This is a genomic window from Myroides marinus (assembly GCF_900109075.1).
Taxonomy (GTDB): domain Bacteria; phylum Bacteroidota; class Bacteroidia; order Flavobacteriales; family Flavobacteriaceae; genus Flavobacterium; species Flavobacterium marinum_A.
This window is the reverse complement of the sequence record NZ_FNYS01000008.1, coordinates 129612-152185: the sequence shown is the minus strand read 5'-3', so window position 1 is coordinate 152185 and position 22574 is coordinate 129612. Positions and strand designations below refer to the sequence as shown.

21 protein-coding genes are annotated in these 22574 nt (G+C 35.3%); 11 read left to right on the top strand and 10 right to left on the bottom strand.

What is annotated here, in order from left to right:
* Nucleotides 1-14: 14 nt before the first annotated feature.
* The gene (locus BMX53_RS10400; protein WP_063176900.1) at nucleotides 15-908 is read right to left on the bottom strand and encodes an IS1595 family transposase; all 894 of its coding nucleotides are present in this window, start codon (nucleotides 906-908) and stop codon (nucleotides 15-17) included.
* 113 nt (nucleotides 909-1021) lie between these two features.
* On the opposite strand from BMX53_RS10400, the gene BMX53_RS10395 reads away from it, so the two are divergent.
* The 3 genes from BMX53_RS10395 (at nucleotide 1022) to BMX53_RS10385 (ending at nucleotide 5892) form a co-directional block, all read left to right on the top strand.
* The gene (locus tag BMX53_RS10395; protein ID WP_244154500.1) at nucleotides 1022-2620 is read left to right on the top strand and encodes an ABC transporter ATP-binding protein; all 1599 of its coding nucleotides are present in this window, start codon (nucleotides 1022-1024) and stop codon (nucleotides 2618-2620) included.
* Between the two features lie 794 nt (nucleotides 2621-3414).
* Nucleotides 3415-4974, top strand: coding sequence for an NAD(P)/FAD-dependent oxidoreductase (locus tag BMX53_RS10390; protein WP_074746149.1), 1560 nt, complete (start codon nucleotides 3415-3417; stop codon nucleotides 4972-4974).
* 189 nt (nucleotides 4975-5163) lie between these two features.
* A complete protein-coding gene (locus BMX53_RS10385) occupies nucleotides 5164-5892 on the top strand; it encodes a toxin-antitoxin system YwqK family antitoxin (protein ID WP_074746147.1) in 729 nt (242 codons plus the stop codon).
* A gap of 148 nt (nucleotides 5893-6040) precedes the next feature.
* On the opposite strand, the gene BMX53_RS10380 is transcribed toward BMX53_RS10385, so the two are convergent.
* A complete protein-coding gene (locus BMX53_RS10380; RefSeq protein ID WP_074746145.1) occupies nucleotides 6041-6931 on the bottom strand; it encodes a DMT family transporter in 891 nt (296 codons plus the stop codon).
* 88 nt (nucleotides 6932-7019) lie between these two features.
* Here BMX53_RS10380 and BMX53_RS10375 point away from each other — a divergent pair, with 88 nt between their 5' ends.
* From BMX53_RS10375 to BMX53_RS10350, 6 genes are all read left to right on the top strand, one after another.
* Nucleotides 7020-8462, top strand: a complete 1443-nt coding sequence (locus tag BMX53_RS10375) for an aminotransferase-like domain-containing protein (RefSeq protein ID WP_074746143.1) — start codon at nucleotides 7020-7022, stop codon at nucleotides 8460-8462.
* A gap of 104 nt (nucleotides 8463-8566) precedes the next feature.
* Nucleotides 8567-9202 carry a LysE family translocator gene (locus tag BMX53_RS10370; protein ID WP_063175581.1) on the top strand — a complete coding sequence of 212 codons (636 nt, stop codon included), beginning with the start codon at nucleotides 8567-8569 and terminating at the stop codon, nucleotides 9200-9202.
* 60 nt (nucleotides 9203-9262) lie between these two features.
* A complete protein-coding gene (locus tag BMX53_RS10365; protein ID WP_063175582.1) occupies nucleotides 9263-9751 on the top strand; it encodes a PaaI family thioesterase in 489 nt (162 codons plus the stop codon).
* A gap of 118 nt (nucleotides 9752-9869) precedes the next feature.
* Nucleotides 9870-10583 carry a DNA alkylation repair protein gene (locus BMX53_RS10360; RefSeq protein ID WP_074746141.1) on the top strand — a complete coding sequence of 238 codons (714 nt, stop codon included), beginning with the start codon at nucleotides 9870-9872 and terminating at the stop codon, nucleotides 10581-10583.
* Nucleotides 10584-10614: 31 nt separating this feature from the next.
* On the top strand, nucleotides 10615-11175 hold the full coding sequence (locus tag BMX53_RS10355) for a methylated-DNA--[protein]-cysteine S-methyltransferase (RefSeq protein WP_074746139.1): 561 nt from the start codon (nucleotides 10615-10617) through the stop codon (nucleotides 11173-11175).
* Between the two features lie 19 nt (nucleotides 11176-11194).
* Entirely contained in the window at nucleotides 11195-11803 is a 609-nt protein-coding gene (locus tag BMX53_RS10350; protein WP_074746163.1) for a Type 1 glutamine amidotransferase-like domain-containing protein, read from the top strand.
* A 500-nt stretch (nucleotides 11804-12303) separates the two neighbouring features.
* On the opposite strand, the gene BMX53_RS10345 is transcribed toward BMX53_RS10350, so the two are convergent.
* Entirely contained in the window at nucleotides 12304-13014 is a 711-nt protein-coding gene (locus BMX53_RS10345; protein ID WP_074746137.1) for a LytR/AlgR family response regulator transcription factor, read from the bottom strand.
* Nucleotides 13011-14051: a sensor histidine kinase gene (locus BMX53_RS10340; RefSeq protein ID WP_074746135.1), complete on the bottom strand. Its 1041-nt coding sequence runs from the start codon at nucleotides 14049-14051 to the stop codon at nucleotides 13011-13013. Before BMX53_RS10340 ends, BMX53_RS10345 begins: the two co-directional genes overlap by 4 nt.
* 148 nt (nucleotides 14052-14199) lie before the next feature.
* On the opposite strand from BMX53_RS10340, the gene BMX53_RS10335 reads away from it, so the two are divergent.
* On the top strand, nucleotides 14200-15018 hold the full coding sequence (locus BMX53_RS10335) for a DUF5694 domain-containing protein (RefSeq protein WP_074746133.1): 819 nt from the start codon (nucleotides 14200-14202) through the stop codon (nucleotides 15016-15018).
* A gap of 246 nt (nucleotides 15019-15264) precedes the next feature.
* Nucleotides 15265-16095, top strand: coding sequence for a DUF5694 domain-containing protein (locus tag BMX53_RS10330; RefSeq protein WP_074746131.1), 831 nt, complete (start codon nucleotides 15265-15267; stop codon nucleotides 16093-16095).
* A 79-nt stretch (nucleotides 16096-16174) separates the two neighbouring features.
* Here the strand turns inward: BMX53_RS10330 and BMX53_RS10325 are convergent, their stop codons facing one another.
* Genes BMX53_RS10325 through BMX53_RS10300 form a run of 6 tightly spaced genes read right to left on the bottom strand, consistent with a single transcriptional unit; the run spans nucleotide 16175 to nucleotide 22348 of the window.
* Nucleotides 16175-17881: a bifunctional alpha/beta hydrolase/class I SAM-dependent methyltransferase gene (locus BMX53_RS10325; protein ID WP_074746130.1), complete on the bottom strand. Its 1707-nt coding sequence runs from the start codon at nucleotides 17879-17881 to the stop codon at nucleotides 16175-16177.
* Nucleotides 17882-17905: 24 nt separating this feature from the next.
* Nucleotides 17906-19195 carry a dual specificity protein phosphatase family protein gene (locus tag BMX53_RS10320; RefSeq protein WP_074746128.1) on the bottom strand — a complete coding sequence of 430 codons (1290 nt, stop codon included), beginning with the start codon at nucleotides 19193-19195 and terminating at the stop codon, nucleotides 17906-17908.
* Nucleotides 19177-19932 (bottom strand): SDR family oxidoreductase, encoded by a 756-nt coding sequence (locus BMX53_RS10315; RefSeq protein WP_063175589.1) that lies wholly within the window; start codon nucleotides 19930-19932, stop codon nucleotides 19177-19179. Before BMX53_RS10315 ends, BMX53_RS10320 begins: the two co-directional genes overlap by 19 nt.
* Complete coding sequence (locus BMX53_RS10310; protein ID WP_038988206.1) at nucleotides 19929-20963, bottom strand: patatin-like phospholipase domain-containing protein; 1035 nt, start codon at nucleotides 20961-20963, stop codon at nucleotides 19929-19931. The genes BMX53_RS10315 and BMX53_RS10310 overlap by 4 nt, the downstream gene beginning before the upstream one ends.
* Nucleotides 20951-21742: a phosphatidate cytidylyltransferase gene (locus BMX53_RS10305; protein ID WP_038988207.1), complete on the bottom strand. Its 792-nt coding sequence runs from the start codon at nucleotides 21740-21742 to the stop codon at nucleotides 20951-20953. Before BMX53_RS10305 ends, BMX53_RS10310 begins: the two co-directional genes overlap by 13 nt.
* Nucleotides 21743-22348, bottom strand: a complete 606-nt coding sequence (locus BMX53_RS10300) for a CDP-alcohol phosphatidyltransferase family protein (RefSeq protein WP_038988208.1) — start codon at nucleotides 22346-22348, stop codon at nucleotides 21743-21745.
* Between the last annotated feature and the right edge of the window lie 226 nt (nucleotides 22349-22574).

Below are 22574 nucleotides of genomic sequence, written 5' to 3'. Positions count from 1 at the left end.
TATGAGGTCAGTAGTTAGTTACCTACTAAACTTTTGATAGTTATAGGACTATGATTAATCATTCTCTTAAGAAGATTATTGAATATAGTATTTTTAGATTGAGATCTATTAATTCTAAAACAATACTCATCTAAGTATCTGTTTATATTTGAAGGAGATACCCATGAATAAGTTGTTCTAATCCATGATTTTACTTGATGAATCATGTTGTGTAACGCAATAAAATTCTTCCCTTTATTACTTAATATCTGTTTGATATTGTATTGTTTAGCAATAGGTCTATATCCTTTCCAAAGATCAGTGACTACCTTAGCTTGTTTATCGATATGGTTTTTAAATATTGAAACAAGTGATTTAGAAGAATAATCGTCTATTTTATTGGCATAAAAACGCTTTACTTGACCTAGATCATCAAGTTCTACGCAGCATACTATCTTCTTTTTTTTTACATCATAACTTCTACCTACTTTCCCTTCTTCATATCCTCCAATAGTAAACTCATCTACATGGATTTCTCCCTGCATAAGGTCTTTATTACTTGATTCCATGGCAATTCTCGCTTTATGCATAAACATTCTTGCTGTAGTTTCTGTTATGCCAAAGCGCACAGAAGTTTGTGAGGCTGATAAGGATTTAGTTGTCGTTGACATCTCAAAACAAATGAAAAACGCTTTACGTAAACTAAACTTAAGTTTATGAAATAAAGTCCCTGCAGTAGGGCTTTCAGTATGGCTACAAATATTACATGTACGAGATAAATTCTTTCGAATTTGACTCTTGGTATGACCACATCTTCTACATATATAGCCTTCTGACCACTTCATTTGAGATAGGTAAATCTTACAATCTTCATCTGTTTTAAAGCGATCGCTAAACTCTATAAGATTTTGTCCCTTAAAAATATCCATATAATTACCTGTTTTCAATACTTTAAAGATATGCATTTATCTGTTGACCTCATTTAATCTTATTGTCTTCGGTATTTCAGGGAGCAGCCTATACTTGTTTTTATCCAATATTTATGAATTTGGGTAAAGGACAGACAGAACAAGTGTGGTTTTATATCTGGATAGTATTGGGATTTGTGGTGATTAGTGCTATCTGTAGATGGGTAGGACAAGATTATGATTATGGAGGATTTTCGTCAAAGGCACAGTATGAATTGCGCAAAAGACAAGGAGAGAAATTAAGAGAAATGCCTTTAGAGTTTTTATCTAATAAGCGTTCTGGTAAGTGGAGTGCTGTGATTAGTAATAATGTAGATGAGGTAATTTCATATACCATTACGGTATCTAGTTTGATGATGTATGGTATTATAACTCCTATTTCGGTAGGATTAATGACTTTTTTCTTTGATTGGAAGATAGCTATTGTAATTTTAATACTGTTTCCTGTGATTATTCCTTTATACCGCTGGCGAAAGCCTGCTTATGATAGAGGAATGTATTACTTAAACGAGGTACACTCAGAGTTAAATGCAGAATCTATAGAGTTTATTCAGGGCTTGCCAGTACTAAAAGCGAGTAATGGGATAGACCGCATCGTATCCCGTTTAAATAAGAGTATTGACAAGGTTAGAGAAGTACAGATCTTTGGACATGGTAAGGGGAGTACGCCTAACCTTATTATTACTTCTGCTTTAGAAGTCGGAATGTTAGTGTCTCTGGGATTAGGGATACTGTTTGTTTTAAAGGCAGATAGTAATATGATGGTGATGACAGCACTGATGATTATTGTGATTCGATTCTCAGAACTCATATCTAGTTTTGTTCCTATGACGATGATATTTAGTTTGATGGAAGCAGGGTATAAGCAAATTACAGCTATGCTAACAGCTCCAGTCTTAGAAGTAAAAGATCAACAAGCTAAACCTACTACTTATGGTATAGAGTTTAAAGAGGTAGATTTTTACTATGAAGATGCTAAGGATAAAACCTTGTCAAATATCAATCTATCTATTGCACCTAAGTCTATTGTAGCCTTAGTAGGACCTTCTGGATCGGGTAAGACAACTCTAGCAAGAATGATTATGCGCTATGCAGATTGTCAGCAAGGGAGTATCAGTATTGGAGGGGTAGATATAACTAGCCTTACACAGAATGATTTATTAAGTATGATTTCTGTTGTATTTCAGGAGGTATATTTATTTGATGATACCATAGGAAACAATATCCGTATGGCTAAACCTACAGCTACTCAAGAAGAAATTATAGATGCCGCTAAGCGTGCACAGTGTCACGATTTTATCAGGCAATTGCCTAAGGGATATGACACTCCTATAGGTGATATGGGTAATACACTATCAGGAGGAGAGCGTCAGCGTATCTCTATTGCTAGAGCATTATTAAAGAATGCACCTATCGTGATTCTAGACGAACCGACTTCCTCATTAGATTCTCTTAGTGAGTTAGCTGTACAGCGAGCTATAGACGAGTTAGTAAAAGAAAAAATAGTTATTATTATGGCACACAGACTCTCTACAGTACGTGGAGCAGATAAGATATGTGTATTAGAACAGGGGTGTATCGTAGAAGAAGGTACACACGAAACGCTAATGCATAAACAAGGAAAATACTGTGACTTGTGGGAAGCAGAGAAGCAGATAGAAGCCTTGTTTTAAAAATAAATTATTAAAGAACTAAGGACAGATATTAGACTCATTTGAACAAGCTTATCCCCAAACTAGCTTTTCCTTAGTTCTCTTAATAATAAAAGAGCATATATTATTAGGTTAAACCTGATAATATATGCTCTTTTTTGATATTACAGCTAGCGTACTTCTGTTTGAGGATCTCAAAAACATAAAAAATCCTCTCACTTTTTTTAAAAAACAGATATAAATAAACCTTATAATCCCTGTTTTATACAAGATATTCTATCCTTTTTTTTGATTTTGATGATATAGAAGATATTTTTAGCCTCTATTTCAAAAAAAGTGAGATAGTTTTTTACTAGGTGTTTTTTGTAAGTAACTGTATATTAGATGGTTGTTTATTTTTTTGCTGATTGGCAGTTTTTTATAAAGCCCTGAAACCCTTATAAACAGAGCCTTGTACCTAGTTTCATGGACAATTCATGGACAATAACTAGAGAATAGTGGGCAAGAAAGGTTGTTTGTCGAAGAATTGTCCTTTTATTGTTCTTGTATTCTCCACTAGTCTAACATCAGAACGCTCTTTAGGAGTTGTTCTAAAATAAGGAGGATGAATGCCTTTAAGAAATAATGGATCTTGTATCAACAGAAGGTGTAATATAGATAGGGTATAAATTACTAGTAATTAGTTTTTTAGGTATGATTTGTGTAATTTGCTTAGTGGATTGCAAAAAAATGTTTATTCACTTAAAAATAGTAAAAAAGAATAACCATTTTTAGTTTATTTTTGCGTCCTTAATTTTTATTTGCTTTATAAAAAAATGCCACAAGAATTACAATTACAAGTTCTTCCTGAAGTTGCAGCTACAGCTGATTTATTGACGCAGTACGTTGCGAATCACGTAAAATGTTCTATACAAGATATTAAGCATATTACGATTCTTAAACGCTCTATCGATGCGAGACAGCGTTCTGTAAAGATCAATCTGAAGGTTGATGTGTTTTATGCAGATGAAGATGTTGTACACAGAAAGATTGACTTCCCTGAATATAAAAATGTAAAAGACGCTCCTCGTGTTATTGTTGTTGGTGCAGGACCTGCAGGGTACTTTGCAGCCTTACAACTAATCGAATTAGGCGTAAAACCTATTGTAGTAGAAAGAGGAAAAGATGTAAGAGGGCGTCGTCGAGATTTAAAAGCAATTAACAGAGATCATATCGTTCATCCAGATTCGAACTACTGTTTCGGAGAGGGTGGAGCAGGGACATATTCTGATGGTAAGTTGTATACCCGTTCTAAAAAGCGTGGTGATGTTAACCGTATCTTAGAGTTACTGGTAGCTTTTGGGGCTACACAAGATATCTTGGTAGAGGCTCACCCACACATTGGGACAAATAAATTGCCTAAAATCATGCAAGATATGCGTGAGAAAATCATTGAGTTTGGTGGTGAAGTGTTGTTTGAGATGCGCGTAGTAGACTTTGTGATTAAAGGCAATGAAATACACGGAGTAGTAGTAAATGGGGGAGATGTGATTGAGGCAAAGAAAGTAATCTTAGCTACGGGACACTCGGCTCGTGATATATACGAATTATTAGACCGCAAACAAGTATTGATAGAGGCGAAGCCATTTGCCTTAGGAGTGCGTGCAGAACATCCACAAGCTCTTATCGATAAGATACAGTACTCATGTGACTACAGAGGAGAGTTCTTGCCTCCAGCACCTTATTCTATCGTGAAGCAGGTCAATGGTCGTGGAATGTATTCATTCTGTATGTGTCCAGGAGGGGTAATTGCTCCTTGTGCTACAGCTCCAGGAGAAGTAGTGACCAACGGTTGGTCACCATCAAAACGAGATCAACCAACAGCCAACTCAGGTATCGTAGTAGAGTTGAGGTTAGAAGACTTTAAACCTTTTGAGAAACACGGAGCCTTAGCTGGAATGGAGTTCCAAAAAGCGATAGAGCAACGAGCTTTCTTATTAGCAGGAGAAACACAACGCGTGCCAGCACAGCGTATGGTAGACTTCTCACAATCTAAAGTGTCGTCTTCTATACCAAAGACGTCTTATGTACCAGGGACAACTTCTACAGAGTTAGGAGAAGTATTCCCAGGGTTCTTAACGCAAATCATGAGAGAGGGCTTCCAAGAGTTTGGCAAGTCGATGAAAGGGTATTTTACAAACGAAGCTATCCTTCACGCTCCTGAGAGTAGAACATCTTCTCCAGTGCGTATCCCTCGTGAAGATTACACTTTAGTACACCCTCAGATCAAAGGACTTTACCCATGTGGGGAAGGTGCAGGTTATGCAGGTGGTATCGTATCTGCAGCCATCGATGGAGAGAAATGTGCCATCATGTGTGTAGAGAGCATGCAGTAAAAGAGAATATTACAATTATATATATAAGCCTAATTACGAGAGTAGTTAGGCTTTTTTTATTGTAGTTTTAACGTTGGGGGTACCTTGTTGTTTTACTCAATATCTATAAGGGTTTACGGAAAACTGTATGAATAGAACTATAGATATTGTACATTTATACATTGTCTTAAGTAGTTTAATTGGATAGGTATGAAAAGAGTTTTATATAGTTTATTGATATCAGTTTCATTAATGAGTTGTTACGCTAAAGAGGTTAAGCCTAAAGATCTTGTAGAGAGAAATGGTGTGGCTTATGAAATAAGCTCAAATAAGCGATTTACAGGTACCGTGAAAGGGCATTATACCACTGGAAGTCTAGATTTGGTAGAGAATTATAAAGAAGGAATACTACATGGTATTACTCAAAGGTATTATGACAATGGACAACTAAAATCGGAGGTTAATTATAATCACGGAGAACCAGATGGGATTCTGAAAGAATACAGAGAAAATGGTCAAATAGAGTTCGAAACTAGCTATAAGAACGGAAAACTAAACGGTATAAAGAAGAGCTATGCTGAGAAAGGATACTTAATGATTGAAGCTGAGTATAAGAATAGTGTGCTCGATGGAGTAACTAAGAAATATTATGAGAATGGACAAGTATCTCTTGTACTGACTTATAAAGATGAGTTGAAAGAGGGGATGACAAAGAAGTATTATGAGAATGGACAGGTACAAATGGAGGGGAATTATAAGAATGGTGTTTTAGATGGAGTGGCTAAAGACTATTATAGTAATGGACGACTAAGGTCAGAGGTAAATTTTAAAGAGGGATCTCTACACGGAATAAGTAGAGCTTATGATGAGAATGAGAAATTAATAGAAGAAGCGACTTATGAGTATAACACACTAGTCGGAGAGATTAAGAGGTATTAGTTTTTAGTAAAAGATAGGAAAGTCTATTCAGTGATGAATAGGCTTTTTTTATTGTGTTGAAAGAAAAAGATAACTTTGATAAATAAAAAAACGCACTGCTTTATAGGCAGTGCGTTTTTCGTTAGTAAAGGTGCATAAAAGAAAAGTATTATTTAGCAAACTTCTTGCTAGCGGCTACACAAAGGATAACACCAAAAGTGATGTACAACATCGTTGGGCTAACTTTTTCGTTTAATACAGTAGCGGCTAGTATCATACCTAATAAAGGTTGTAATAACTGAATTTGGCCTACTGTAGCGATACCTCCTTGTGCAAGTCCTTTATACCAAAAGATATAAGCTAAGAACATACTTACGATAGAGATATATAGCAACCCGAACCATGATTCTCCACCAACTAAACTGATATCAGTAGGGAATGTGTAAATCATGATAGGAACAGTAAGTGGTAGAGAGATAATACATGCCCAAGAGATGACTTGTGATCCTCCTAGTGTTTTAGCTAGTTTAGCTCCTTCTGCATAACTCTGTCCACATAATACGATAGCTAAGATCATTAGAATGTCTCCGATAGGGTTAGCGCTAACGCCCTGTGAGAAAGCAAATCCAATGACTAAGGCACTACCTAGTAGAGAGAAAAACCAAAAGATAGGCTTTGGTTTTTCTTTACCAATAAATACCGCAAATACTGCTGTAGATAGCGGTAGCATTCCCATAAATACTAAGGAATGCGCTGAGGTAATGTGCTGAAGAGCCATAGCGGTAAGTAGTGGGAATCCGATAACTCCTCCAATAGCCACTTTAGCTAGAGGCCATAACTGTGCTTTAGTAGGTCTGTTTTCCCTAAAAGCGATGATGTAAGCTAAAGCAAGTAGCGCTGCGATAACAGCTCTAGCCGCTGTGGCGAAGATAGGGTCTAGATCTTTAACCGCCATCTTGGTCGCAGGCATTGAACCTGCAAAAAGTAATACTCCAATAAATCCATTTAACCATCCGCTAGATGATTTCGTTGTTGCATTTAAAATGCCTGATTGTTCCATTATTCTGTTTTATTTGGGACAAAATTACCTTTACCACTAGGATTCGCACAGTATCAGTTTTGTATATTTGCATGGGCACAGTTAGTAGATGAATATGAGTAAAACCTTTTTGTATAGTGAGATTGCGGAGAGCATAGCTTCTCAGATTAGAAATGCAAATATTAGAGAAGGAGATAAGTTACCTTCTATACGTGAGTTATGTTCAGAGTATAAGATTAGTATGAATACTGCAAGGCGAGTTTTCTTAGAATTAGAATCTCAATCACTAATCTACTCTAAACCACAGAGTGGGTACTTTGTGAGTAAGTTAAGTTATAAGAACCTACCTCTTCCAGAGGAAAGTAATCCAATTTTATTAGCAAATCATTGTGAACCAAACGATATTTTGCAGAAAGTATATGCTAATATCGGTAGAGAAGATATTCTGCTACTTTCTTATACTGTGGCTTATGGAGATATGTTGCCTATCGCTAAATTAAAGAAAGAGATAGTGCAGGCAACTAGAGATTTGCCAACAGGTGGAGTACAGTATGAACGGTTAGAGGGCAATGCCAATCTAAGAAGGATGATAGCCTTAAGATCTTCAGGTTGGGGAGCTAATTTAAAGGAAGAAGACTTGATAACTACCAATGGAGGAATGAATGCAGTGGCACTTTGTCTAACAGCATTGAGTAAACCTGGGGACACAGTTGCTATCGAGAGTCCGTGTTATCCTGGTATTTTACAATTGGCATTAGGACTGGGATTAAAAGTATTTGAATTACCTACTAACCCCAATACTGGAATAAAAGTAGAGGCGCTAAGAGAGGTGGTATCTGAGATAGACATTTGTATTTTAATTTCTAATTATAATACACCTGTAGGGAGCTGTATGCCTGATGAGAAGAAGAAAGAAGTTGTAGAGCTATTGGCTCAGCATGATATTCCGTTGATAGAAGATGATGTATATGGCGATTTATGCTTTACAGGACATCGACCTACGTGTTGTAAGACTTTTGACAAGACAGGAAACGTGTTGTGGTGTAGTTCTATCTCAAAGACTTTAGCACCAGGTTTTAGAGTGGGATGGGTAGCTCCAGGCAAGTATAAAGATAAAGTACAAAATGTAAAACTGATACAGTCTATCTCTTCTTCTTCCTTAGAACAAGAGGCAGTAGCTAACTTTTTAAAGTCAGGGAAGTACGATAAACATTTGCGCAAGTTAAGAAAGAAGCTATATCAGAATTATCAAAACTATGCGAGAATTATTCAACAGTGCTTTCCTAAGAATATAAAGATTAGTCAACCTCAGGGAGGGTTATCGCTGTGGATTGAGTTTGGCGAAGAAATAGATACTATAGAACTATATGACCTAGCAATAAAAAGAGGCATTAGCATAGCACCAGGACGTATGTTTACCTTACAAGATCAGTATAATAACTCTATGCGTTTGTGCTTTGGATTGCCTTGGGATACACAATTAGAAGCAAAGATTAAGCAAATAGGTCTTTTAGCTAGGCAGTTAGAAAATTTAAAACTTGTCAATAGTTAGTAAGTGAAGTTGTACACTGTAAAAGAGGGATAAAAAACACCTTTAAAAACTGTGGGATTTATTGAAATAAATTACATTTGGAAAGACTAAACCAATTGTACTTTATGATCCCATTACACGACTTAGCGCTGTTTGCAGCAGCAGCTGTAGTACTGGCTATTACACCAGGACCTAATATGTTATATCTAATCACTAGAACACTATCACAGGGCAAGAAGGCTGGTTTTATTTCCTTGATGGGAGTGATGAGTGGCTTCTTGTTTCACATTGTATTAGTGTCTTTTGGATTGACTGCTATTCTGTTTACCATTCCTTATGCGTATGCAATATTGAAGTGGACAGGGGCTATATATCTGGTCTATTTGGCATTTCAGGCGTTAAAGCCTAATGCGAAGAATATCTTCGATGTGGAGCAGACAATGAAAGTCGATTCTCCACGTAAGTTGTTTTCTATAGGCTTTTTGACAAATGTATTAAACCCTAAGGTGGCAGTGTTTTACCTTTCACTGTTTCCGCAATTTATTAAACCTGCTTATGGTTCTGTATTTGCGCAGAGTTTGACTTTAGGAACGACTCAGCTATTAGTAAGCTTTATTAATAACTTCTTGATTATTTTGTTTGCAGCGAAGATGGCTTCTTTCTTCCAAAGACAACCTTTTTGGGTGAAGATACAGAAGTGGTTTATGGGAAGCGTATTGTTGTTTTTAGCCTTTAAGATGGCTTTTTCTAAGGCGAAGTAGTGTTAGTTTGTAAGGATATGACTACTTTTAGTTTCAAACGACAAACAAAACAACAATAGTATGGAAAATAAAAGAACGCGTACAGTCTCTTGGGAAGATCCTAATAAGACATTAGAAGAAGCAAAGAAACTTACAGGATATGATTTTTTAATGCGTGTATTTGAAGGACAGTTGCCTTTAGCACCTATTCAAGAAACGATATCTTCTAGAGTAGTATCTGTAGAAAAAGGACAAGTGATATTTGAGTTAAAAGGAGAGGAGTTTCACTATAATCCAATTGGTAGTGTGCACGGTGGAATTATCAGTACTGTGTTAGACTCAGCTATTGGGTGTTCACTGTTGAGCACATTAGAAGTGGGGGAGAGCTTTACTTCTTTAGATTTAAAGGTGAACTTTTTGCGTAGAATTACAGCAGATACACCTCCTTTAACTACGAAGACTAAGATTATTCACAAGGGACGTACAACTGCTTATCTAGAGTGTGAACTCTTAGATGCAGAAGGAAAGCTGTATGCACATGCAGTGTCTAACTGTATGATATTTAGATAAGAAAATGAACCTGCTGTATAGCAGGTTTTTTTATAAGGTAATTTGATATAATTTATCGCTTAAAAAATTGTGCGATTTGATGGTATTGAAATATTTTTATCAGGTAAAATAATTACTAATGAAAGAGTTACTCTCAGATGTACGTCAAACGTTACAGGACTATGTAGACCCTCATAATATCATCACTTCTTCTCGTTTTTTTAAAGGAGATGAACAACCTAAGGAGTATGGAGTGGCTAAAGATATCTTAACTAAGGTAGGTAAGGAGCTGTTTAAAGACCTTAAATCATCACCTAAGGAGGAAATATACGCGCTGTGTAATGAGCTTTGGAAATCGCTTTATTTTGAGGAAGCTTATATCGCTTGTATTATTACTAAGAAGTTAAACCGTCAGTATGAGGCTGAGGATATGAAATGGTTTAGTGTCTGGCTAAATGAATATGTGCGCAGTTGGGCTGATTGTGATACGCTTTGTTGTTCTACGATAGGGCCGCTGTTAAGCCAGTTTCCTGATGAGGTTGAGAAACTGAAGTCTTGGACTACTTCTACTAATCGCTGGATGCGTAGAGGAGCTGCTGTAAGTTTGATAGTTCCTGCAAAGAAAGGACTGTATCTGGCAGAAGTATTTGAAATAGCTGAATTATTGATGCATGATCAGGATGATCTTGTACAGAAAGGCAATGGTTGGATGTTAAAAGAAGCTAGTCGAGTACATCAAGAGAAGGTGTTTGACTTTGTGATGAAGTATAAGGACGTAATGCCTAGAACTACGCTGAGATACGCGATTGAGAAGATGCCTTTACACTTAAAGGCGGAGGCGATGAAGAGGTGAGATATAGACTATTTTTAAAATAAAGAAATGCATGAAAGACCATTCACAACAAGATATAATTAACCTAGAGCGTATAGAGACTCCTATAGGTACTATTGTAGTGTGTGCTACTCCTGAAGGGATATGCTTTTTAGAGTTTACTGATATAAAAGATTTAGATAGAGAGTTAAAGCGAATAGCGAAGGAGAAGAAGGCTGTGGTGTTAGAAGGAGAGAATAGTCATATCTCTCAACTAAAAGAGGAGTTAGCGCTTTACTTTAAAGGAGAGTTCATAGATTTTACGGTATCCTTAGATTTGATAGGTACTCCATTTCAGGTACAAGTTTGGAATGGATTGAGGGCTATTCCTTATGGTGAGACGAAGTCTTATAAGCAACAATCGGAGTTACTTAATATTCCTAAGAGTATTAGAGCTGTAGCCAATGCTAATGGGATGAATACAGTAGCGATAGTTATACCGTGTCATCGCATCATTGGTACAGATGGGAGTCTTACAGGATATAGAGGAGGAGTGTGGAGAAAGAAGTTCTTGTTAGAACTAGAGAATAAAGATTATAATAAAACAGACCAATTGAGTTTTGGTTTTGAGTAAATAGAGAAGTATGAAAAGAATGTTTTTGACCTCGTCATTTTGTGATGTAGCTAGTTTGTTTAGTGAATTTGCAGCAGAAGAAGTAAAAGGGAAGAAGGTAACGTTTATTTCTACAGCTAGTATTGTAGAAGAATATGTAGGCCATGTGGAAAATGATCAAAAGGCGTTTGAAGCTTTGGGAATTATTGTAGATACTTTAGAAATAAGCACAGCTACTGCAACTGAGATTAAAACTAAGTTGACGGAGAATGACTATATCTTTGTGTCAGGAGGAAATACGTTTTATCTCTTACAAGAGATGCGTCGTTCTGGTGCAGAGCAGGTAATAAAAGAACAAATAGCTTTAGGTAAAGTGTATATAGGTACTTCTGCTGGTAGTGTGATTATGTCTCCTAATATTGAATATTTAGAAGCAATGGATGATAAGTCAAAGGCTACTTCATTAGAATCGTATAAGGGATTAGAGCAAATCGATAAGTATCTATTAGTACATTATCAGAACTTTCCTTTTACAGAAGCAGCAGATCAAATCTATGCAGAGTACAAAGATAAATTACCATTAATACTGCTTAGTAACCATCAGGTATTGACAGTCAAAAATCAAGTACTAGAAGTACGTTCAGTATAATTCAAAGGAGGGTAATATTGTCTGGTAGGGATTGTTTGAATAATGTCAGCTTTTAGTGTTTCATAGGATGTAGGTATTTCATAGCTTGCATCAACCTGAAAAACTAAAATTATGAAGAGTTGAAAAAAGGATAAATCCCCCTTTATTACTTGTCCACTTTTTATAATCTAATTGAGTTTGTATCAAACTTTAATTAACACATTTAAAAGTTAATTTATTAAGCAAAAGAGGCTGTCGCAACACAGCCTCTTTTGTTTTTATATGAGTTAATCATTGAATCCAGATTTCAGCATCTCAATATTATGAGTAATCTCTATTTTGTATAGCTTACTCTAGTTAAAGTATATTACTTAATTTGAATTATTGTATAAAATGCCTTTTTGTATTTGAATAGTAAATCTTTTGGTTGTAGAAAATTAGTAGTTTTATCAAACTTGATTGAGTATAAATTTGATATGATTGTATTTAAGAACAGGAATCAACATTGCGGTTCCTGTTTTTTATTCTTTAATCAGTTGTCCTAATACTGTTTTTTTATAAGTTTCTCCGATAGGTACAATAGCCTTATCAATGTATAAGCGGTTTCGCTCTATACTATCCAGATGTTGCTTATTGATAATATAAGACTTGTGTACACGAATGAATAGGATAGAAGGTAGTTTATCTTCCATTTCTTTAAGCGTGCTAAGTGTTATAATCTTTTCATTAGCTAAATGAAATACTAAATAGTCTTTTAAACCCTCTACGTATTTTAAATCTTCATATTGTACTTTGATGTGCTTACCATCGGTTTTGACAAATAAGAAGTTCTCCTGTGAAGTCTTTTTAGGTTCTTCCTTTGTGATAGGCATACTTAAGATAGGAGTAGCCTTCTGAATGCTCTTAAAGAATCGCTCATAGGTAACTGGTTTTAATAGATAGTCTATCACATTGTGTTCATAGCCTTCTAAAGCATACTGATTATAAGCAGAGGTAATAATGAAGTAAGTCTTCCTGCCTAAAAGACTCATGATTTGCAGTCCCGTTAGTTCTGGCATTTGTATATCTATAAAGCACAAGTCTACTTCTAATTGTTGTAGATCAGTTAATGCCTGAAGAGCAGATGTAGAGCTTCCTACTAATGTTAATTGAGGTGATTTATTGACGTAATCACTTAGCAAGGCTACTGCCATAGGCTCGTCATCTAGTATATAGCAACGGATAGAACTCATAGTTTAATAGTTAGTTTACAGGTAAAGATATTTTCTTCTTCTTTAATAATCAAGGTGTGTTTATTAGCAAATTGCAATGCTAGCCGTTTTTGTATATTAGATAATCCAACCCCACTTGTTTCATCCTTATTATAGTTGTTACATTTGTTTTGAGTATACAGCTCTAATGTATTATCAATCTGGGTAATTTGGATTGTAAATGGATGTGTAGCATCAGTTAATACTCCGTGTTTAAACCCATTCTCTATAAATGGTAACAATAGTAGAGGAGGTATCAGTAGATTGGGATTATTTATCTGTATATCTAGCTTTAGATAGACATCTCCCGCTATACGCATCTTCTCTAGATCGATAAAGTCCTTTATATAGTTGATTTCTTTCTGTAGTTCTATACTGTTTTCACTTGTTTCATAAGTCATATAACGCATCAGTTGACTCATTTTATCAATAGCGGGTAGTGCTTGTTCCGACTTCTGATAGACTAAATAATAGATATTATTTAGGGTGTTAAAGACAAAGTGTGGGTTGATCTGTGACTTTAAGAAGCGCAGTTCAGCCTCGTTCTTTTCTTGTTGGATGATTTGGTTTAACTGTAAACTGCGGATTAAGTAGATGATAATATACATAGTAGTTGCAATACCAATAGAAAACAAACTAAAGTAGAAGTTATCGAATATGTAGTACCATACAGGTGTTCCAGGGAAATAGTTTTGTTGCCCCCATATCCAAACTGTAAGTACTTGTTCTATTAATGCTCTTATCCCTACGAAAAGGAAGTAAGAGGCTAACCATCCTAAACATACATTCTGCCAAGTAAATTTGCGCATCACGCGTGGCATTACATATAGGTAATGGAAGTAAAAGATACTGATAAAGATGATGACAGTAGTATTGTTAAACAGAGAGAAATCTGTAAAACTAACAAAGTAAGGTGCATTATAATCTACGTGAACATAACGTATGTAGATTAACAATAAACCTAAAAAGAGATGTAAACGTATCTCTTCTTTCTTAGAAAGTACTTTAACTGTTTCCATATAAAACATTTTTTGTAAAGCTATTAAAACTTAATTTTTAAATAAAGGGCGTTGGTCGGATAAAATGAGGTGTTGGTCGAAAAGGCAAAATGAGATAAAAGGAAGTATCACATATTTGCACCATAACAAAGAAACAATCTAATAAATTATGAAAACGAAACTAATCTTACTTGCCGCTATTTTTATAGGACAGTTTGCAAATGCACAAATGAATGAAAACTTAAAGTCAGTAAACCAAATACCTGTACTAAATATGGGAACTTTCCATATGGGGTATACTTCTGATGCGCAGAGTACTGAGTTTAATGAAAATGATGAGAAAAATAAGCAGATGGTACATGAGGTAGCTAGAGCTATAGCTGCGTTTAAACCTACTGTAATTATCGTAGAACAAAAAGCTATCTATGATGAGGAGTTAAATAAACTATACCAAGAATACCTGAAAGACCCTAAGATGAAGATAAAAGATCCTAATGAAGTTCACTTACTAGGATTTGAGTTAGGAAGATTAGCTGGTGTGAAGAAGATTTATGGTATTGATCATTCTATGGGGTATAACTATAAGATTCCTACTCAAATAGGTGAGTATAATGATAAGGAGTTGTATGATAGCTTTATGGAATCTGCTCTGACACTTTTAAGATCAAGAGATAAAGAAAAAGATGTGAGACGTATGTTGTATAATATCAATACAAAGTTAGAGCTAGATGCTTTGCTGAATCTTAATGCAGATATGCTTACACACGCATCTACTCCTGGTAAATCAGAAGGTGCTGATCAGGCTGCTAGATATTACCACAGAAACTTAATTATGTATTCTAACCTAAATCAGATACCACTTACTAAGGATGATAGAGTATTTATCTTAATGGGAGGATCACATACAGCATTCTTTAATATGTGGTTGGAGCGTAGCCCTAAGTATCAATTAGTAAATACATTGGATTACTTGAAAGAATTTAAGTAGAATGAAGAATTTACAATGAGGAATGTTTGCCTACGGCATTATATCAATGTAGAGACGAATACATTGCGTCTAACACCCAGTGACCACAATAGTTGTCCTGACGTTAGGAAGGATCACACTTGTATTTCCCCATTGATTGTGAATATGTTTTTGGGGTATAAAGTGTTACGTCTATATGATAGTGGATAATGATTACAGATTCTATATATTTGATAATGAATTGTAACTAATATAATTTTTTTAAAAATGAGAAATAGATTTGCATTATTGCTTTTCCTTTTAGGAACCTTAGCTTATGGGCAGAGTAAAAATAAGATACTAGTTATTGGAACATTTCATTTCCATCTAGTACAATCTCAATTTGGAATTGACTTTGATATTAATAGCAAAGATAATCAGCAAGAAATTAGCCACATAATTGATCAGATTATTGATTATAAGCCTACTAAAATATTTGTTGAATGGGAATATAGTAAACAACAAGAGTTAGATGAACTGTATACTATGTATTTAAAAGATAAGACGTTTACTAGTATAAAGAAAAAGTATGGTGAGAATGAGACTATGTATTTTGAAAGTGAGGTTCAGCAAATAGGGTTTAAGCTTGCAGAAAGATTAAAACAAGATAAATTGTATGCTTTTGACTATTTTTTAGAAGAACCAAATGATCTAATTATGCAAGCTATAGAGAAAGCCAATCAAGGTGATTTAATGAATGAAATACAACATGATTTTGGAGAGTATGCACAGCTGTTATTATCTAAGTTTCAGCAAGAAAAATCTATTAAAGAATTGTTGTTGTTCTTTAATAACAAAGAGTTAGAGGATAGGTTAAATACTGGATATATCAGTTTGTTTAATAGAATTGGTAGTAAAGAGGATTTTTCTGGAGCATATTTTGTGTCAGAAAGGAATAAACGCAACCTTTATATGTATTCTTTAATACAGAAACAGTTGAATAAAGAAGATGAAAGAATAGTTGTTATAGTAGGAGGACAACACTCTGCGGGATTTAGAGATTTTATACGTGATGATAAAAATGTAGAGAGAATAGAATTAGAAGAAATCCTTAATTAAAAATACGTTAGGCCGTTTAAGAGAGAGGGATCTCTTTTAAACAGTAAAGAAAAAGCCCCTTAATTGGAGCTTTTTCTATTTATGACTTCACTATTTTGCCTACTGATACAGTAAAGATACCATAGTTGTCGATTAACATATTTTGTTTAAAGACACTGTTATACGCAAACAATTTGTCTAATTCGTATTGAGAGCGGCGACGCATTACCCAATCCGTATCTCTGTGACTCTTTAGTACAAAGGCAATTGTCTTTAACTGTGGGTGCCATGGCTGCCCTGTATAGACAATCACACTGTTGTTGGTAGCAATACTGCTAATTCCTTTGATAGTATTGCAGATCACATCATTGTCGTCAAATAATTCGAATATCCCTGATATAATCGTGATATTTGGTTCAAATTGAAACAAAGGATAGGTATTTAGGTCAAAACAATCATAGTTAGTAAAGCGAATACCTGTTAGGTTGTGTTCTTTAATGTAAGCTTCTCCAACTTCTATATTAGAGCGTTTAAAGTCGTTTACTACTATTTCTGCATCGGGATATTTAGCCTTGATGTCAAAAAGGTAATTACCTGTACCACCTGCCACATCAAGTATCTTAATTGGAAGACCTTGTTCTTGTAAATGGGCTATCTGTTTGTCTATTTGTTGTAATAAATGAATCTTACGTTGGCGAATACCTGCCCAACCAATAGCGTTTAGGTAGTTCTTATCCATCATCTTACCAAAGCCCAATTTACCCTGAGGAGTGTTCTTATAGACATAATCTAGAGATATACCAGAGTCAAAACCGTATAATAGACCAAGGCGCATTCCTTCAGATAAAGGGCCGATTACACCTAATAGTTTTTTCTGTATTTTATAAGATAGCAGTTCTACAGAAGGCAATAGACCAAACAACATTTGATAGTATTCGTCTGTAGTAAACTTATCTGCCTTTAAGTTGATCTTTACTTTAGGAGCAGTAAAGCTCTTCTGCATAAACTTAGCAATGTCTTTATATACTTGTTCACGTCCTTTTTCAAAAAGGATACCGTGGAAGCTTTCTTTTAATGTTTTGAATTCTCTAAGATCACTACTTAGGTTGTGGAAGAAGCGCTGTTGCCATTTATTCTTCACCACATAGTCTTTTCCTGCAGAGAATACGATAGTAGGTATAGTAATCGCTGCTGCATCATCTACAATGCGTTTACCAGCGTCAAGTAAATCGACAAGCATGCGTCCGTTGATAAACTTCGTGATTAATGGATCACTGTCATAAGCTACCTGCTGGTCTTTCTCATGTGTTAGCACTTTAGATTTTACATAGCTAGTTACGATCATATCTGGTTTGAACTTCGTACCTAATGCAATCATCTCTTTAGCTAAAGGCACATAAAGTTTAATTGAGAATGCAGGTGCTAACAGAGCCATACCAGCGATAGGCACAGCGTAGTCGTGTACCCAAGCACTCGCTATTACTCCAGCGATACTGTTGGCTACAACGAAAGTGTCGTGATATTCTATTTGGTATTTATCGTGTAAGAAGTGAGCGAAAGCATCTAAGTCTCTCACATAATCCATAAAGTTAGGAGATACTTCTTGTTCTGTATATCCATGACCTCTAAAGTCAAAACTAAATACGTTGTAATTAGCAAAAGGAGCACTCTGTGCAAACTCTGCTAAGCGGGCAGAATGCTCGTGCCCACGGTGTAGGACTATCATTGTCTTCTGTCCTTCTTTATAATTCCAAGCTCGATAAAATATCGCTGCATTATCAAAGCTTGTGAATGTTCCTTCTATCATAGGTTTTAATGTTTTAATAGCAATTTATAGTTTAAAGATAGCATTTTGATTAATAGATTGTATATGTTCTTGTGCTTCTTTTTTAGTGCATCCCTCAGACTGTGAGTAAAATAGAGCGGATATAGCCATACTTCTAGAGAGCCCCATAGCGCAGTGGATATAGATTATTGTATTGTCCTCTTTAGTCTGATAAGCTGTATTAATATGCTTAACGATGCTGTCGAGGTATTCAGTATTAGCCTGTCCAATATCAAGTAACGGAAAGAAGTGATAAGTAGTGTGTTTGGCTAAATAGTTATTCTCTTTCATCTCTGCAGATAAATCATAGGTAATGACTTCTTTGTTTTGAAACACCTCTTTCGCCTTTATGCTACTGATTAGAGGGCCTATATAGACTTGAGGTAGTAACTCTGCTACAGTTACGGGGTAAAATACTTTATTAGACTGTCTTAAAATTTGGTAAGTTAAAATGTAGGGAGCTAACAGTATGTACTTCCACCAAGCAATATTACCTTGTCTATCCTTAATGAAGTAAATATTGTTTTGGATATAAGCTATACCTATATACACAAGGTTAATACTTATCCATATTAGGGATATATTTGAATAGATATTTGTAGTATCACATAATATAAACAGTAGTATAGTGGCTAATATAAAATAGATCAATCCCTTTTTAATATTGAGATATAAAGCTTTTTCTTTATTGGGAACAAAGTAGAATACCAATAAGCAAACCACTATAGCTGTGATAACATCTATTAGATGGTGCTGATAGACAAACAAAGTAGAGAGTGCTACTAACGCTAACCAAAGTTGTAAGAATGCTTTAGTCGCTTTAGTAAATCGTTTGGTTTGTTCTACCACAGTCATGAATACAATAGAATAAGCTACATGCAGAGATGGAGCTTGATTATAATGAGTGTCCCAAGTTGTAATAAAATCAAACAAGGGATTAAATAAAGTAATCGTATGTTGTGGTTTATCTACAGCATAAGCAATCGGAAAAGTGATAAAGCCAATAAATGCAATACCACTAACGATAAGCATACGCTTAGTTAGTAGTCTTAGTTGGTAGCGTGTATCTGTCCAATAAAAAGCCAATAGAAAGAATAATCCGCTGGTAGCATAAGGGATAATCATCCATTCGATAAAAGGAATATAAGTATCTAAAGTTAAGACTATAGACCAGTCTAATCCTCTATAGACAGAATAGTATTGGGCTGACATATACAGTATTATAAATACCACATAGCACAGCAGCATAGCCTTTGTACGCTGTTTGAATGTAGGTATTAGTTCTGTTTTTGCCATTTAGCTTTTTTGTGCATAATACGTTGTAATATTCCTTTTGGCAATAGCTGTAAACAGCGAATAAGCCTATACATTTTTTTGGGAAATACGATTAGTTGCTTTCCTTGTGTGATACCGTGATAGATTATCTCTGCTGCCTCAGTAGGGGTGATTACATATTGTTTTTTAGACAGATCATCACTGTTTAATTCCATTAGTCGAGGAGTAGCTACATAGCCAGGGTGAATAGCGATAACCTCAATTCCTTTATCTCTGTAGGCACGTCTATAGGCTTTGGTGATAGCCAAGACAGCTTGTTTACATCGGGTGTAGATTGTAGCCTCTTCATAATCTAAGAAAGTAGAAATAGAGGCAATGCACGCTATTGTACCTCCTTTGTTTTGCATTAGCTCTCTTGCTACTTCTAAGGCATTGAGAGTAGCCTTGATATTGTTGTCTATCATAGCATTAGTCTCTTGCCATGAAATGTGTTCTAATGCACTGTCTGTATAGTTACCAGCACCTGCTATAAGTATATCTAACTGTCCTTGAGAGAAAGTGTGTATAGTATCCTTTAACGCTGTAAGATCAGTAGCATCTACGCTATAGACAAATAAGTGAGTATAAGGGGTAAAGTCATGTCCTTCTTTATCAGGTGTGCGACTGCCTATACCTACTCGGTAACCCGCAGATAAATAACGCTGTGCTAATGCCCATCCGATACCAGAGGTACCCCCTGTTATAAATACTGTTTTCATTGTTTTAATGCATTTAAGACTACCTCATACCCATAGTCATATTGCTTCATTATTTGTCTTTTACAGTCCTCTTTAGACGTAGGTAACTGTATTTCTAAAGCAAACTTCTTCCAATTAATCTTTCTACTGAGATAACCACCTGATAGTTTTACGCGCATATCACTTGTGTCTAATCGGTTAGCTTCAATAGCCGTTGCTTGGTTTAGTCTTTTGTTACCACTATAACCAAATACAGCTCTTACCAATCCTTCTTCCATATCAGAGTAAGGAGCCTTGTGTTCTAACCAAATCTCATTGCCTAATGTAGTTGCAAGCTCAAAGGGAATTAGGTCAACTGCTCCTCCCAAATAATGTTTTCCCCTATAAAATGCAGGTGCCATATAGAACATATCAGATGTACTGATGCGCATCGCTCTAAGTGGTCCTACGTTTAGCAATAGTTCCGCGTCAGGTAATACAGCGCTATTTGTATCAAATTTATATTCTTCAATATATTGTTGTAAATAATCAAGAGGAACTTTAGCAGTAGGGATAAGTACCTTTTTAAAGGTTTTTTGACCTTCTCTTTTCTTCCCAACCTGATTAGTAGTATATAATATCTCTGAACCTAAAGTAATCACTTCTGGAGCGTCCTTATTCGCTGTTAATAAAGACGGAAACTTAGTATCTAAGTCTTGTGGCTGATCTAAAAAGTATTTACTAAACAAATCCAGTAGGTAAGGGGCGTTCTCTTTCTTTTTACTGTACTTGATACAGTAGTAAGGAAGGCGGTCTAATCTGGTTTGATTCGTCACAAAAGTATTCATAGCAGCAGTTAGAAACTCATCAGATTCTAAGTAAGCCTTAATAGCCTCAGGTGTATTAAAGGTGCGTATGATGCAAGTAGAGATTGTTGCTCCACAAGTAGAGATAATCAAATCAGGTCTAATACCGTGTTCTACCATAGCTGCATACATACCACAGTACATCACAAAACGGCTTCCCCCACCAGAGAAAACAGCTACTCGGTTAAATGGTTTTAATTCAGCCATAACATTACAATATAAAATAAAGGAGTAGTGTATAATAGACTATCTACTCGGTCAAGTAACCCTCCATGTCCTGGAAGTAGTGTACCTGTGTCTTTGACATTAGCCTTGCGCTTAGTAAGTGAGAAGGTTAGGTCTCCTAAGAATCCTAAAAAGCTTAATACCATTGCTAATACTATCGTTTTTAATGTAATTGCTTCTCCAAAGAGAAGGAAGTACATCAGATTAAAAATTACAGTAGTCATTAGTATTCCGCCTATTACCCCTTCTAAAGTCTTATTAGGACTAATATTAGGCGTTATTTTAGTCTTACCAAATAGCTTACCCGCCATGTACTGACTCACATCGTTTAGCTCCATAGGAACTACTAATAAGATAAGGTATTTATACCCCATATCTCCACTACCAATGTAATATAGGATAGGTATAGAGATTAGATAAAAAGTAGCTATGATAAGATAGAACAGATATGATCTGTGCTTTATGTATAGTAAAAGGTGTGTAATGAAGGCATACCCCGTGATAATCCATATACTCTGATTGATAGATAATAGATAAATACTAATTCCAATAACGATAGAGCTTAAGATAGGCAATACTTGTTTTAGTTTCACCTTTGGCATCGCTATAGTATACAGTTCTCTCTGTCCCCAATATAACAGAAAGAGGATAAAAGTGAGTAAGGTGTAGGAATGTAGTAACGCTACTGCGAAGACCACAATGATATAACACCACGTTCTTACGCGCAAGGGAACATCAGAGAATTTTCCTTCTTTATTCATCTATTGTGCGTTTTGAAGTGCTTTGCGGTATCTCGTTAAAGTACTTAGAAGTAATAAGGCATTGATAACGATAAATACATATAATGAAATACCTGTAATGCTAACGTTGAAATACATTAATAACCCGTATATTCCTAAGATTAGCGCTCTATCGCTTTTTCCCATTGGGCCGTCATATCTTCTTTCTCCTCCTAATACTTTCCCCATTAGTCCTGCGAATTCATTGATTATACTTAAGCCTATAAACAAGACGATTAAGTATAGACTCTCTGCTTGAAACTTTAGCAAAGGAATAAACAAAATAAAGTCAGAGATGATATCGCCTACTTCGTTTAGTAGTTCCCCTTTTTTAGAAGTCTGGTTGTACAGTCGTGCCATCATTCCATCAAGGGCATTAAGCGCCATGCGGATTAATAAACCGATAGGCAATAATAGGAAGAAGAAGTGATAGTGGTCTGCATACCAAAATAAGATAGCTAATACAATAGAAAACAGTATTGCAAATACCGTGATTTGGTTAGCTGTTATCTTCTTTTTGTGTAATGCTTCAAGTATAGGCATTAAGCTTTTCTGGAAGTATGGTTTGATTTTATATACAGAGATCATGTTTTAACGGTTTTATTAACTAAATAATAGTGTTTTTATTTGTTAAGGATTGAGTTTTTATTAGTATTTTATAGTATTACTGCTTATTTAATTTTAATATTTATGCTATTAAAATGGATTAAATGTATCGTTATTTGGTAATTAATAATTATCTTTAAATGTGTAAACCAAGGGAATTACGCTACTTATAATAACTCTTGCTTAGAGGTATTTGTTGTGAAAAAAA

Excerpts from the sequence above, each read along its gene's own strand:
- BMX53_RS10360 (WP_074746141.1), top strand. The coding sequence starts at position 9,870 with ATGAAAGAGTTACTCTCAGATGTACGTCAAACGTTACAGGACTATGTA.
- BMX53_RS10395 (WP_244154500.1), top strand. The coding sequence starts at position 1,022 with ATGAATTTGGGTAAAGGACAGACAGAACAAGTGTGGTTTTATATCTGG.
- BMX53_RS10380 (WP_074746145.1), bottom strand. The coding sequence starts at position 6,931 with ATGGAACAATCAGGCATTTTAAATGCAACAACGAAATCATCTAGCGGA.
- BMX53_RS10375 (WP_074746143.1), top strand. The coding sequence starts at position 7,020 with ATGAATATGAGTAAAACCTTTTTGTATAGTGAGATTGCGGAGAGCATA.
- BMX53_RS10340 (WP_074746135.1), bottom strand. The coding sequence starts at position 14,051 with ATGGAAACAGTTAAAGTACTTTCTAAGAAAGAAGAGATACGTTTACAT.
- BMX53_RS10305 (WP_038988207.1), bottom strand. The coding sequence starts at position 21,742 with ATGAATAAAGAAGGAAAATTCTCTGATGTTCCCTTGCGCGTAAGAACG.
- BMX53_RS10385 (WP_074746147.1), top strand. The coding sequence starts at position 5,164 with ATGAAAAGAGTTTTATATAGTTTATTGATATCAGTTTCATTAATGAGT.
- BMX53_RS10315 (WP_063175589.1), bottom strand. The coding sequence starts at position 19,932 with ATGAAAACAGTATTTATAACAGGGGGTACCTCTGGTATCGGATGGGCA.
- BMX53_RS10400 (WP_063176900.1), bottom strand. The coding sequence starts at position 908 with ATGGATATTTTTAAGGGACAAAATCTTATAGAGTTTAGCGATCGCTTT.
- BMX53_RS10325 (WP_074746130.1), bottom strand. The coding sequence starts at position 17,881 with ATGATAGAAGGAACATTCACAAGCTTTGATAATGCAGCGATATTTTAT.
- BMX53_RS10335 (WP_074746133.1), top strand. The coding sequence starts at position 14,200 with ATGAAAACGAAACTAATCTTACTTGCCGCTATTTTTATAGGACAGTTT.
- BMX53_RS10365 (WP_063175582.1), top strand. The coding sequence starts at position 9,263 with ATGGAAAATAAAAGAACGCGTACAGTCTCTTGGGAAGATCCTAATAAG.
- BMX53_RS10390 (WP_074746149.1), top strand. The coding sequence starts at position 3,415 with ATGCCACAAGAATTACAATTACAAGTTCTTCCTGAAGTTGCAGCTACA.
- BMX53_RS10320 (WP_074746128.1), bottom strand. The coding sequence starts at position 19,195 with ATGGCAAAAACAGAACTAATACCTACATTCAAACAGCGTACAAAGGCT.
- BMX53_RS10310 (WP_038988206.1), bottom strand. The coding sequence starts at position 20,963 with ATGGCTGAATTAAAACCATTTAACCGAGTAGCTGTTTTCTCTGGTGGG.
- BMX53_RS10370 (WP_063175581.1), top strand. The coding sequence starts at position 8,567 with ATGATCCCATTACACGACTTAGCGCTGTTTGCAGCAGCAGCTGTAGTA.
- BMX53_RS10300 (WP_038988208.1), bottom strand. The coding sequence starts at position 22,348 with ATGATCTCTGTATATAAAATCAAACCATACTTCCAGAAAAGCTTAATG.
- BMX53_RS10345 (WP_074746137.1), bottom strand. The coding sequence starts at position 13,014 with ATGAGTTCTATCCGTTGCTATATACTAGATGACGAGCCTATGGCAGTA.
- BMX53_RS10330 (WP_074746131.1), top strand. The coding sequence starts at position 15,265 with ATGAGAAATAGATTTGCATTATTGCTTTTCCTTTTAGGAACCTTAGCT.
- BMX53_RS10355 (WP_074746139.1), top strand. The coding sequence starts at position 10,615 with ATGAAAGACCATTCACAACAAGATATAATTAACCTAGAGCGTATAGAG.
- BMX53_RS10350 (WP_074746163.1), top strand. The coding sequence starts at position 11,195 with ATGTTTTTGACCTCGTCATTTTGTGATGTAGCTAGTTTGTTTAGTGAA.